The organism is Halogeometricum sp. S1BR25-6 (genome assembly GCF_031624495.1).
Lineage (GTDB): Archaea > Halobacteriota > Halobacteria > Halobacteriales > Haloferacaceae > Halogeometricum > Halogeometricum salsisoli.
In genome coordinates this window covers 79,370-91,873 of the sequence record NZ_JAMQOP010000007.1, presented here as the reverse complement: position 1 = coordinate 91,873, position 12,504 = coordinate 79,370, and the positions used below count along the sequence as shown (strand labels likewise).

The 12,504-nt window shown below is 58.0% G+C and carries 10 protein-coding genes; 4 read left to right on the top strand and 6 right to left on the bottom strand.

The window, feature by feature from the left end; translation table 11 throughout:
* The first annotated feature begins 1 nt into the window (after position 1).
* The 4 genes from NDI76_RS22305 (at position 2) to NDI76_RS22290 (ending at position 1,841) form a co-directional block, all read left to right on the top strand.
* The gene (locus NDI76_RS22305; RefSeq protein ID WP_310926361.1) at positions 2-658 is read left to right on the top strand and encodes a plastocyanin/azurin family copper-binding protein; all 657 of its coding nucleotides are present in this window, start codon (positions 2-4) and stop codon (positions 656-658) included.
* A gap of 216 nt (positions 659-874) precedes the next feature.
* Positions 875-1,243, top strand: a complete 369-nt coding sequence (locus NDI76_RS22300) for an SHOCT domain-containing protein (RefSeq protein ID WP_310926360.1) — start codon at positions 875-877, stop codon at positions 1,241-1,243.
* A 7-nt stretch (positions 1,244-1,250) separates the two neighbouring features.
* On the top strand, positions 1,251-1,490 hold the full coding sequence (locus tag NDI76_RS22295; protein WP_310926359.1) for a hypothetical protein: 240 nt from the start codon (positions 1,251-1,253) through the stop codon (positions 1,488-1,490).
* A gap of 3 nt (positions 1,491-1,493) precedes the next feature.
* Complete coding sequence (locus NDI76_RS22290; RefSeq protein WP_310926358.1) at positions 1,494-1,841, top strand: cupredoxin domain-containing protein; 348 nt, start codon at positions 1,494-1,496, stop codon at positions 1,839-1,841.
* Between the two features lie 100 nt (positions 1,842-1,941).
* Here the strand turns inward: NDI76_RS22290 and NDI76_RS22285 are convergent, their stop codons facing one another.
* Genes NDI76_RS22285 through NDI76_RS22260 form a run of 6 tightly spaced genes read right to left on the bottom strand, consistent with a single transcriptional unit; the run spans position 1,942 to position 12,503 of the window.
* Positions 1,942-3,453: a primase-associated protein gene (locus tag NDI76_RS22285; RefSeq protein WP_310926357.1), complete on the bottom strand. Its 1,512-nt coding sequence runs from the start codon at positions 3,451-3,453 to the stop codon at positions 1,942-1,944.
* Positions 3,450-4,334: a bifunctional DNA primase/polymerase gene (locus NDI76_RS22280; RefSeq protein ID WP_310926356.1), complete on the bottom strand. Its 885-nt coding sequence runs from the start codon at positions 4,332-4,334 to the stop codon at positions 3,450-3,452. The genes NDI76_RS22285 and NDI76_RS22280 overlap by 4 nt, the downstream gene beginning before the upstream one ends.
* Entirely contained in the window at positions 4,331-8,134 is a 3,804-nt protein-coding gene (locus tag NDI76_RS22275) for an ATP-binding protein (protein ID WP_310926396.1), read from the bottom strand. Before NDI76_RS22275 ends, NDI76_RS22280 begins: the two co-directional genes overlap by 4 nt.
* Positions 8,127-10,325, bottom strand: coding sequence for a VirB4 family type IV secretion system protein (locus tag NDI76_RS22270; protein ID WP_310926355.1), 2,199 nt, complete (start codon positions 10,323-10,325; stop codon positions 8,127-8,129). The genes NDI76_RS22275 and NDI76_RS22270 overlap by 8 nt, the downstream gene beginning before the upstream one ends.
* Positions 10,318-11,439, bottom strand: coding sequence for a TraC-like domain-containing protein (locus NDI76_RS22265; protein WP_310926354.1), 1,122 nt, complete (start codon positions 11,437-11,439; stop codon positions 10,318-10,320). The genes NDI76_RS22270 and NDI76_RS22265 overlap by 8 nt, the downstream gene beginning before the upstream one ends.
* Positions 11,440-11,441: 2 nt before the next feature.
* On the bottom strand, positions 11,442-12,503 hold the full coding sequence (locus NDI76_RS22260; protein ID WP_310926353.1) for a TrbL/VirB6 family protein: 1,062 nt from the start codon (positions 12,501-12,503) through the stop codon (positions 11,442-11,444).
* Position 12,504 lies beyond the last annotated feature (1 nt).

The window sequence follows — 12,504 nt, the reverse complement described above, 5'->3', positions numbered from 1 at the left end:
GTTGTCAGGATGGGCCAACAACTACTTCGACCCGATCGGGCTCCACGTCGACCCCGGCACGACCGTCCGCTTCGAGATAGCGGCCGGAGCACACTCGGCGACCGCCTACGAGAACCGGATTCCATCTGACGCCAGCGTATTCGATAGCGGGACCATCTCGTCGGGATCCTTCGAGTACACGTTCGAAGAGCCAGGCACGTACGACTACTACTGTATCCCACACAAGTCAATCGGGATGGTCGGTCGCATCGTCGTCGGCAGCCCCGGCGGTCCAGCCGCGGAGAGTCCGATTCCGGACGGCGACGTGCCCGAGAGCGACGCGATCGTCGAACAGGGTGCCATAGCATATGGGTCCAGCACCGGAGGCGACGGAAACTCCGATGGCGGAATAATGGGTCCCGGTATGGGGTCTGGTTCAGGGATGATGAACGGCCGAAACGGTGGCTGGGGTCGCGGGCTGCCGTTCGTCAGCGGGGCACTCGGAATACTGGGGCTGGTTGCCGGACTACTCTACTGGGCACTGGGTCGAGATGATGCACCTCCCGAGAGTGACGATTCCGCGATGGAAACCCTCCAACGCCGATACGCACGAGGCGAGATCGACGAAGCGGAGTTCCAACGACGCCGTGAACGATTGGTACGGAATCAAGAGAACTGATGCCTGTCAGGGCCTGTGCGTGGGGATGTTCTGACGACTGTGGATCGCCGACGTACCATAGTCGCCTGACGTCGTCGCCTACTGTCAGGGGGACCCATTCTAGCGAAGACACGGAGCAACGTATCGGCTGCCCTCAAATCAGAGACTATTACTGGAGCAGTACTGGCAGCCGACCAAGCTTATCGACGCAGTCGACGAACTTCACTAGTGGTTCATATGTCGACAGAACGCACGTCCGACGGCTTGCTCCGCATCATCCTGATCGTCCTGGCGGTAATCGTCCTGTTCCCGCTGCTAATGATGGTATTTGCGATGCCGATGATGGGAATGATGGGCTGGTGGTGGGGTGGCGGAATGGCTGGCGGCCTCTCCCCACTGTGGGGCATCGGGATGATGCTCGTCTGGCTCGTCGTCCTCGTCGGTATCGGCTATCGCCTCTATCGCGGCCTCGTTGGCGGTGTCGGGTCATCGCTGACCGGCGATAGAGCACTCGAGGAACTCCGAGTGGCGTACGCTCGCGGTGATCTCTCCGATGAGGAGTTCGAGGAACGACGGACGAAACTCAGCCGCAAGGAGTCGCAATAGCACGATCATGTCTCCGACAGTACAGCGGCGGGAGTTCCTGACCGCGCTTGGAGCTGGCATCGCAGGTCTCTCTGGCTGTGTCGAGAATCTCCCTGGCAGTGGCGACGGTGTCGACAGGACGATCTACGTCGGGGCCTACCACTGGGGCTTCGTCATCGTCGACGAATCCGGCGAGGAACAGGAGCGTGTCAGCCTGCAACGGAACGATGTTCTTCGCGTCGTTTCGTTCAACACGCTCTCGGGTTAAGCCATGCAATCCCTTCCATTGTCCATCCGCGAGGCACTCCCCGGCCACGAGACACTCGAAGAACGAAATGAGGAGCGCATCCCGCCTCCATCTAGCGGCGACTTCCACGAACTGCTGGAGGCAGCGAACGAGCAGTATCCCGACCACAGCCTCGCGATCATGCCGTCAGGACAGGTTCACATGGGTGGTGGAATGATGATGCACCCGGTCGCGCTCCCCCAGAACGCCACCAGGCCCGTCGTTCGACAGTTAGGTGCGACGCGACGGGGCGACTACACACTGAGCTGTTTGACCTACTGCGGCTATGGGCACCCCTACATGGAAATTGACGGGGGGATTATCATCACTTGACACTCCTCACGACTCAACCTCGTGAATTACACCACCGTATCGCACACGAGGACTTCATCCCTCAAGATATGATGAATTGAGTTCGCTGAAATCAATCGAATTAGAACTCCCCGCCAGTAGTTTCGGCCCCATCCAACTGGTCGTACATCTCATCCGGGAAGGGGAGACTCCCCCAAATCGAGTATGGACACCGCTCCTGCCCGATACAGTACCGCTGCATATCGTCGTTGTCGCAGTTCATCGGAAGCGGGGTGTTGCCCCCAATCGTGTTCGAGAACTCGTAGCGAATCTGGTAATCGGTAACCTGTTCATCGTACCAAGGCCACCGTGAGAAGACGTCCTTGAGGTCTGCGACAATCGTCTCGAGGTCGCTGTTCTGATACTGTGGCAGCCACATCACCATCCGGGCAAAGTTGTACAGATCCTTTCGGACTGGCTTCTTCTCGTGGAGACGTTCGGCCATATTCGCCATACAGGGGAGTTCGAACAGATCCTCGATTGACTCGACATCGAGGGGCTGGGCGCCACGCGAAGACTCCTGAACCCGATAATGGTTCGTATTTCCGTGCTGCCGGATAGTCAAACTTCGGTGGTCACGCTGGGATGCGAGAAGGTTCCCGAGGCTCCGTGGACTCGAAATCCGATTACAGACGTCTCGCTTCCAGCTCGCTTCCGAGTCGTACGCCTCCACCGCTTCAAACAACTCCTTCGCCGAGTGGAACTCTCCCAGTGAGACGACCTCGTCTGGAGCGTCTCGAATCGCGTCCCGGAGCACACGGATGGTCCGTTCTCCGGGGTTCCAGTCTCGCCAGATCCGTTCGTGGTGTCCCGTCTCGATGAAGCGGTCGATGCGCTCTGTGATGGCCGACTCATTCGTCGTCAGCCACGTCAGCTGGTCTTCTGAGAGGTTCTCCTCTTGGACTCGCAGGAGCTTCTTGAACGCACGTCTGGCATACTCGCGATACTTCGTATCGAAATCACCAGCCGGCACATAGAGACAGTTGTTCTTGACACGAGTGAGCAGTTCTCCGGATTCGCCTGTCTCGGTGTCGGCGTGAACGAGGCAATCCCTCGACGCTGCAGCCATCGGAATTTCGAGATACAACCCGTCACTGAATTCGGGCATCTCTTTGATTCCAGTACAAACGCGACCGGGGTGTGGTCCGTCCTCCCCGGGGTCTTTCGCGTACAGCACCTCCGCGATATCCTGTTGGAGACTCCCATCACCGAATTCTCGAAGGAGAGAGGCGAGATTGTTGACGTAGAGTTCGCGAATATCGTAGAGGACCTGTACCTTTCGCGGTGGAACGTGTTCGAACTTTGGGTGTAATTTCACGCAGATTGCGTTCAACGTCGCAAGGACGGCGAGCATTCCGGGTTCGTCGACGAAGGGCTTCTCTGCGGCGTTGGCCCTGACGTCTTCTTTGAACGCCGCCGTCCCGAACCGCTCGAGATCGTTCAACAGATCTTCCGGTTGATCTTCGCCGTCGACGATGTAGCGATTGTAGCCTCGCGTGAACAGTTGGTTAATGCGTGTCGTGCCGTATTCAAGCGGGAGCGTCGCAACGCGGTAGGCGGTACGCTCGTCCTCGACAGGGGTTGACTGACTCATGACTGGATGACCTCCGGTGTTGCAGACCGAACGTCGAAGTTTGGACTCTCTATCGGCGTGACGATACTGCAGACGTCAGCGTGCAACGAGTAGGGGAGTCGGGCGACTCGACGTCGGTCGGCGGTAACTACTGGGTCGATGGGAATCTCGTAGGTGTCTTGCAGAAGGTCGTTCAGCACTTCTCGGCTCTTCGCGTCGTACCGATGGGCAGGGCCCGTATCGAGGACATAAACGTGAACGCCTTGGCCGCTGTACACCACTACCGTCTCCTCGGCGTTGAAGTCGTCCTCGAAGATATCTCGTAGCTCGAAGCCGTACTCGATAGCCCGTTCAACATCCTCGAAGGAATACGGGTAGCCTACCGGGTCCGCTTCGAAAATGCCCGCGGTATCGAGCAGCACCTCGCTGTCTTCCGTACCATCTCTGTCAGGTACTGCTCGTGTTGCTCGCTCTCGAGCGATCGTTTTCGCATCGATATCGACGAGGAGCACCCACGGCCGTTCCCAGTGATCGAGAGCGTAGTAGACTGCATCAGGACGCGGGTCTGGTTTGTCGAACAGATCGGGGTCGGCGAGTGCGAAGTTGCTCCGTCCGAGTGGATCATTTCGGGCTGGATGGCGGATGAACTCGAGGACGTCGTTGAACTCGTGGAATGCCGACGAGGTCCGTTCACCTGAGGCGTTCGTTTGCCACGTATCTCGTCGGATGAAGTCCTTGTCTGGGACTCCGTCTTTCCGTACCGGGTGAGGGTCTCGAAACGCGAGTGCGTACTGCTTCGGCCCCTTTGCTGTGATGAACGACGGTAGCTCGTCGACGTACGAAGGGAACTCCTCCGTGTAATACCTGTAGATCTCCTCGCGGGTTGCATGGCGCCACGTCATGAATTGAACTCCTGATCAAGTTTGTTGAAGCTCCGAATCGTCGTCAGTCCGGCTGCGTCGAACGATTCAACGGCCTCTCGGATATCCGAGAACCGACGGGCTGCACGCCCATTCACACTGTGTTCTATTCGGTCGGCTTCTGCGAGACGGTCCAACACCTCGACGGCTGTCTCGCGTCTGTTGAACGCCCAGATAGCGTTCGCATCCACCGCACTCTGCTTGTCGTAGTCGTCGACCGGCGCGTGTTTGTTATTACTCGCAAGTTCGGCCTCACCGACCCACACGAGTTCCCCGTCAGCATCGAGGCCGGCGACGTCGAACACCGTCTCTTCATCGTACTCGTAGTAGGATTCGACCTGTGTGACGTCGTCGCGGGAGTCTAACCACAGTTCGAGCAGCTTCACCCCAACTTTGTGCGGCATTTTCTCGCCGATATCGCCCTGACCTGGGCCAACCTTGAGCTTCTGGCCGAGCAGCTCACGCCCTGCTGGGAGGACGGTGTAGTATTTCCGACCGCAGGCTCGTCCTTCCTCCAGCAGGTCTTGTTCGACGAGCCGTTGCACATCCAGATCCTCAAAGTCCTTCTTGAACGAACTCATTGAATCCAAGAGTCTGTGATTTGGCGCGTCACCATTCATCACGTCGAGGATGCGGGTTAGGAATCGGACGTCGTCGTGCGTGAGCCCGTACCGCCGGAGTTCGTCATCTGGGACGGTTACTCCACCTGCTTGTACTGGTGACGACCTATTCTCATCAACAGCCGTCTCCTCTTCTTCACTGACTGGTTCTCCGGACTCAGTTGCCTCGGAATCTCCAAACAGCGAGGGAGTGGTATCCGCGTCTTTCTCTTTCTTCGCTTCGTCACTTGCTGACCCACTGGTTGCCTGTCCGAGGAACGACGACTGCGTCGATTCCACTGGGCTAGTTGAGTCTACGAATGTCGGGCCTTCATCGTTCGCTCTACTCCCCCAGCTGTCGTCGGCTGTCTCCGATTCGTTGGTGGTCTCAGCAAGCCCGTACTGGGTCTGTGTTCGCTCCGACAGTCGTGGGAGGGCCACGGTCTCGAAGTGGTCCTCCTGCTCGACAGAGAGCGGCTCGTCACTCTCAGGATGACCGGCTGCTATTGGGAGCGGCTTCACCGAGAACGGGGCTGGACCCGTCTCCCCGAATGAGGGACTTGGCAGCTGCGCAATCCACTCTCCACTGGGGAGCGTATTGATCCGATTGCGGAGGTCAGTCGGGCTCAAGTCTTCATGAGCCAATGACTCAGCGAGGTCGCGCTCGATGGAAATATTCCCGATGAGCTTCGTCTTGATATTGTTGAGGACTTCGTCGTAGGCGCGTTCGCTCCGGTTCCGGACCTGCCCGGGGAACTGCATCACCAGCCCCATACTTAGGCCGAAGGACCGACCTTGGGGAAGCAACTGCTCGGAAACGAGTTTCGTTGCGGCGATGGGTGCCGCCTCCTCAATGATGAGGTTCGTGAGCTTCTCGTAGTCCGTTTGCCCGTCACGTCGACGCACCTGCACCGCATCCCAGAGATTACTCAATAGCAGCAGTGTGATTGCCCGCTGTGCCTCCGGACGGAGATCACCGAGATCGAACAGAATTGTGATGTCTTCGTCGAGGAACTCGCGGAAGTCGAATCGATTGTCGACGTACTCTCCGGTATCGTCCTGTTCCGGAACGTGACTGAAGATCCGTCGCAGGTGTGAGTCCTCTCTGAGTTTATCGAGGCGGTTGCCGACCGCGTCCATCGACACCTGGAACTGGTGGTCGTCCTTCGAGAAATGCCGCGTGAGTGACTCCTCGACGTTTGTATTGTCTGCCGAAACCGGTGGGATTGTTCGCTCACGTTGCATCTGGAGTGCTGCCGCGAAGAGGTCGTCAAGCCCGAAGACATTGCTCCCATACTCCTCGTCGAAGAGCGCCTTGATGAGGTAGCTGAGGATTTCGTTGGCGACGAACGCTTGTCCGTACATCTCGCGTCCCATCACCATCCCCATGATATCGTGGAAATGGTCGACCTTATCCTGGATCGCGTCTTCGCGGTTCCGCCCTGCTTCAAGCGCAGGCCGAATATCGAAGAAAGAGAACGCAGGGAGCGTCTCTGGAACGCGGAACTGATAGACGTCGTCCAACCCACTGAAATGCTCGTAGTGGCAGCGAAGGTAGTTTGCACACATCCCGTCGCCTTTCCGATCGACGATGACGACGGGCCCGCCTGTTGTCTCTCGCAGGGACAGCGCGTCGTTGATGACCGCTTTCGATTTCCCGGCCCCGGTCGAGGCAAACCGACCGTAATGCATCGTCAAGAGCTTCGGTGGAATCCGAATCGGGTCCGGTTGGGGTGAGCCATTCTCATCGAGTGCATACCCGATCGCCATCCCCTCCTGGAACTGCTGAATTAAGTCGGGATTCGGACACGCGAGCGGATTGCGGCTCTGTTGTTCAGCGCGAGTCCCGCGTGTTCCTTCTACTGTGAGTTGCTCGGAGGAAGGAACCAAGACGAAGTTCGCGAGTTCCGCCCCACTGAGGACGAAATCCGATCGGGTCTTCCCTCGGCCGACCGCAATCTCGCGGTCAAGTAGCTGCTGAAGAGCGGTTCGAGCGTTCTTCTCCTTTGTTGTTTCTCGAAAGCCCTCAGCACGGAGTCGTTTGCCCGTGACTTCGTAATAGGGGCCGTCTATCGGGTCAAACACGGGCCGAAGTGAGTCCATCTGCGCTGCAAGTTCGTCGCGGGATGCAGTATCAACTGGAACGCCCACTGCTCGAATGTTTGCGGTAAACGACCGGTTGTGGTTCTTCGCGTCAATGTATTCGATCCGCTTTGCGACTGATTCGGGAAGATGTGTCTCCGCGCGACCGTTCTGTTGCTCTTCGACCGCGAAGAATGAGCCAATGAGCTCTTGGATGAAGGTATCCCGTCCATCGAGAAGGTCCTCTCTGCGAACTTCAGCGTCGGCCTGCCAGGGTGCTCGCCGCTGGAACACAACTTGGAACGCCACAGGCGAACCTGCCTCCATCAGATAGTCGACGAGTGAGGCTAGCGCCGCGCCGGGCTGGTCGACAGCAGTTACTGCGTCGTCGTCATCACCGGATGCAAAGGGCGTCAGCGATGTCATCCAGTCTTTCTTTCGGGTAGCCGAACCGGACCAGCGCACACCAACTGGCGAGACGGCGTCGGTAGTTGGCCGAGCGAGTATCGTTCCCTCCGTCGTCGCGGTTGGTTTTTCGAGTGTCGTCAGTGGTTCCTCTTCGGGAACTGCACTCGGTGGTGCGAGTTCGAATGCAGCGTTTCCTGTCTCGATGAGGTGATTCGTGGCTCTCTGGGCCGTTGTATCGCCAGTAGAGAGGGGGGACGTTTCCGTCGTTTCTGCCTGGTCTTCGTCGTCAAGGTCGTGCTGCTCCTCGGGACCAAATTCGTACTGTAGTTGTCCTGCTTCGTAGTGGTCGATGAACTCCTCTCGTGTGAGTTCGACTGGCTGGATGAGCCGAGCGGCGACATTAACGTCAACGCGTTCAATATCGAATGTGGCTGGATAAATCGAGCGGAGGCGCTTCTCGAAAGTGTCGAGATGCTCGTCGACGCCGTAGTAGAACTCCACTGGCTCGTCCGTTCCATCGCTCAGGGCAAGGAATTCAAACCGGGGCGGTGTTTCACTGTGGAACGGATTCAGCTTCTCTGTGAGGCTTTCCGATCCGGTATTCGTGAGCTTGTGAAGACTAGCGAGAACACGCGAGATTCCCGCAGAGTCGAGCTGTTCGGACGTCGGCGTGACGCGGAGATACTCACGCATCCTCATCACCCTCCATCTGACCACCATCAGGTTTCGCAGTAACCGACTGTGACTCTCCGTTCGCAGCCTGCTGTTCGAACTCCTCACGGAACTCCTGTACGTCAGTAGTGGCGGCCTCCTCGTTAGCACCGGGAAGTGTTTCTCGTGTCTGTTCGGCCGGGTCGAAATCGATGACTTGCTTTTCCTTGGACATTGCCTGCACCTTGATTCCGCGCCACTCGCCGTCGACGCCGACGAGCGCCTCGGAGAACCCGGCGTCCTCGTTGCCGGGGACCGCATCCTGTACGTAGCGCATCTGTGCATAATTCAGACCAAACTCCTCAGCCCACTCCTCGTCCATCCCGTCCAAGCGATGGAACTGCTTGACGGCACACTGGTCAAGAATGGCCTCGGACTCGGCGTGCTCGAAGAACTCGTCGACAGTCTGAGTGACAAGGCGGATCGAGAGGTCGTGGTGGCGGTGATGACGGAACACTGTTTCGAGGAACGCCAGACTCGCGGCGTCCTGCATGATATAGCGCGCCTCGTCGATGACGAACACGACTTCTTTGTCCGTCTCCTTCGCTCGCTCGTACACCAGAGAGATGAGTAACTGCATCGTCAGCGCCGTACTGCTGTCGACGCTGCCCTCCTGCTGGGCAAGGTCGAGATAGATGACCTTCTCGTCGCGGATGTCGAACTCCGAGGACTTCCCGAGATTAGCATGGCGACCTTCTTCCTCGAAGGGGCGCAGTTGGTCCAGCAGCCACGTTGCGTCCTCACGGATCTTCCCAGCCTCCTCGTCGGACCGGACGACGAACTCCTCCGGTTCGTCGACCATGTCCTCGAAGACGTCCATCATCTCTCGGATCGTCGGACTTGGGTTACTGTGCGTCGATATATCATCGGAGATACTATTACGCATGTAGGCACGTTTGAGTCCGAGCTCGAGTGTCGTCCGACGGTCACCGAGCGAGATACCGCGCAGTGCGAAGAAGTTCGTCAGGAAGCTCATCGCGTCGTCAAGCTTCTCGTTGAACGGACTCGCGTCTTCACCCATCGCCCGCTGGACGTGGTCGGGTGTCTGGCGAATCTCCAGGGGATTCAACCCGAGCGTCCCACCGACGGTGATGCGTTTCGCATCGAGTGCCTCGGAGACGCCCGCCCAGTTGTTGAGCGGTTCGAGAATAATGCCGATGCGATCCTTGCTCTGTTCGATCGAGCGGATGAAGTTCTGTTTCGAGCCGAACGATTTCCCGGAGCCGGTATCGCCGACGGTGAACATCGCGTACCCGCTGTCACGGGCGAACGGATCAATGACGACGGGACTCTGGTTGTCCTTGTGGATCCCGAACTCGACACCACCCTCTTCGAGGATGGTCGCGTTATGCGGTGACGAGAGGAGTGCACCGATGGCACCACCGAGGGCGATAGACTCACGGCCAAACTTGTTGTCTCCAATCGGGGCAGCCGACTGGAGCGCGAGGTCCTGCCGGCAAATCGCGGTCTTCGGCGTTAGGTTCGCCGGGTCGTCGCGGAGCGCGCTCTTGACCTTCTGGACGGAGTCTCGGAGGTCATCTTTGTTGTCGTCACGAACCGTGACGAACATCCCTTGGTCGAAGACGTTCGCTCCGTTCTCGACGGCCTTGTAGGTTGCAGCGGCTTCGTTGGCTCGCTCCTGGAGATACGCACTGCGGACGCTCTGTTCGAGATCGGCGTCGACTTGGAGGTCATCAGCGATATCCTGCAGTTCGTTCCGTGCCCGTTGCTGGTTCTTCGGGGTAATGTGCGCTGTAAGGTCGAACTCAACGTCAGTCAACTCGAAGAGGTCGCTCAGATAGCCGTCGTTCGGGTAGTCGGCGTAGTCAGCGATGTACAGTGTCGTCGTCCACTGCTCGCCGACGTGAGCCGCCCGTGTCTCCCACTCGATGGCTGCCGGCGCGATCACCGTCTTGTGGGACTCGGAGATGTCGTCGAGGAGTTGGCCCTCTACGTGACCCTCTTTGAGCGTCTTCTCGTCGAGGACATCAGAAAAGTCGACTTCCGGTTCGTCGGCGGCGGTGTGGCGGTCCCAGAGACGTTTGCTACTGGCCCCGAGGGTAATCACCAGTATGGCGTAAATCGCCGTACCTTCGGGCGACATCGGGTTTAGAAGCCACTCTGTGAACTGGCCGAGGATACCGCCACTCGCCTGCAGGATGACGTTACGCATTGACCTCATCCTCCCGGCGTGAGCGACCGATAATCGGTTGCTCGCGAACAGCGTGCTCGGCTTCCTCGGCGTCGTGCTCTCGTCCGTTCCAGAAGTCCATGTTCAGGACAAACAGTTCGACCGTACTGAGCCGGCGAGCGGACCACCCGGACGCCTGCTGGATGAATTCGGCGCGAACGTCGTTGACGCGGCTGTCGAGTTTCTCGAACATCTGTGCCCGGCGTTCAACATCTGTCAGGTCCTCACGGCGCGTCACGAATGGGTTGAACAAGAACCCGATGACGGGGAACTGCGTCAGCTTCTCTGCAGGTGTGCCTTCGTCTCGGTATCTATCGTAGACCTCTAGTGGCGAGACCTCGACACCAAGGTAGTATCGCACCTGCTGGATACCTCGGTCACGCATCTCCTTGGGGCGTGTCTCACGATACTCCTCGAGGAGTTCTCGGAAGATCGGGTTCTGCGTGACGTCTTCGTCGTTGAGTCGCTCCTCGATCGTCTCCGTAATCTGTGCGACCGGGAATGACCGAGTTGTCGCGTGGAGTTTGATCTTCGAGTCGAGTTCCTTGTTGGCGAACTCCTCACCCGCCTCTTGGAGCTGGGCCCAGTCCTCGGACATGGCGAAGTCCATGTTCCCTGGGTCGATTTCGATGAACGCTTCCATCGTTCCGTCTGCTCGTTGGATCGCACCAGCACCGGGCCACGCTCGCTTGACGTTCGTGAGATCCTGCGTTCGCTCGTCCGGTTTGAACGGCGTGTAGTTCGCAAGACCACCCTCGTTCCGCTTAGTCTCGTCCGTGTTCTCGTTTGGCTCCTCTGGAGCACTAAACGTAACCTGCGGACGCTTGGCGTACCGATAGATGCTCTTCGTCCAGGTCCACGCATTGAGGTGGTTGGGAGAGACGTAGATGACGGCAACGCCAAACCCGAATCCGCCCACGACGAACGGAAGGGCGAGTGATTCAATCCCGGTGAGGCCTGCGATGAACAGGCCGACAATCGGGAAGGCGATGAGCACGCCAACGTCTCCTTCCTCGATATTGAGGTAGGGGATGCGACTCTCTTCGCCGAACTGGTCCATGATGCGCCGTGCGGCTGCGTCTTGGTCTATCGACATTGTTAGTGGATTCCGGGGTCGTTCTCGGTCCGCCGGTACGATGGCGTGCTGTTCTCTTCGGTACCGCTTTCTGCTCGTGCTGCGGCCTTCTGAGCGAGTGCGTGACCAGCAGCTGCCTTTGGTCCCCACCGAGCAGCAGTTGTCGCGACGCCGGCGCCACCGACGGACGCACCGGCTGCGACGCCACCGATGAGTGCCGCTCCTGTTGTCGCACCTCCCACGACCTTGGCGGTCAGCGGAGTCGCGTATTTGAACGTCTTCCAAGTCACATAGAGAGCGATTAGTGGGAGCGATGCGGCTACGAGGTATTTCAGAAATGCACTACCGGGAGCAAGCGCGCCTTCAGAGTAGAGTAGGTCGTATCCTTTGAAGACTACTGCTGCGGGGAGAGGAAGAACTGCAAGTGGAATGAATCGCTTGATGAATCCCATCGCAATATCGGAGAGAACAGGGATGTTACCGTAGCCTAAGGCGAACGCTATCGGCATTCCATACACGTAGACGTAGAGGAGGATTTCTCGAATGTAGTAGAGGGCCTCAAGTGCCCACATCGAGAGCCCACCAACCAGAGCAAAGACGAAGGCGAGTGCTGGATTGCTCAAAGAGACCTCTAAGAAATTGAGCATCGCATCTCCTAACGAACTAAGGCTCGGCATCAGAGTAATCGTGAACCCATCAACGATGTAGAGGCACAGAATACCGAGCCAGTACCACGTAGTGATGAGGAACGCTCCGACCCAGGCAGTTTTCTTTGTCCGCCTTGCTTCGTATGCGCTTCCAATGTTGAAGATCCGAATTGTGTGCCGCCCTTGAACACACATCAGCAACAGGAGTAACGAGATTAGCATAATCTCGCCGCCAACTAGGGCATCTTGTATTGCAGGCCATGGAGCATTGGAGGGAGTCCCGAATACGAACGTCCCATCCGTCCGTGGCGTTGGGGTTCCGAACATTTCCTCGGTGAGGGAATCGTAACCAGTCTGCAAGCCTTCCATGAAGAGGCCGATTAACCAATCGACGGCCTCTTTGAACCCCTCAAGGACGACATCAATTAGATCCACCATG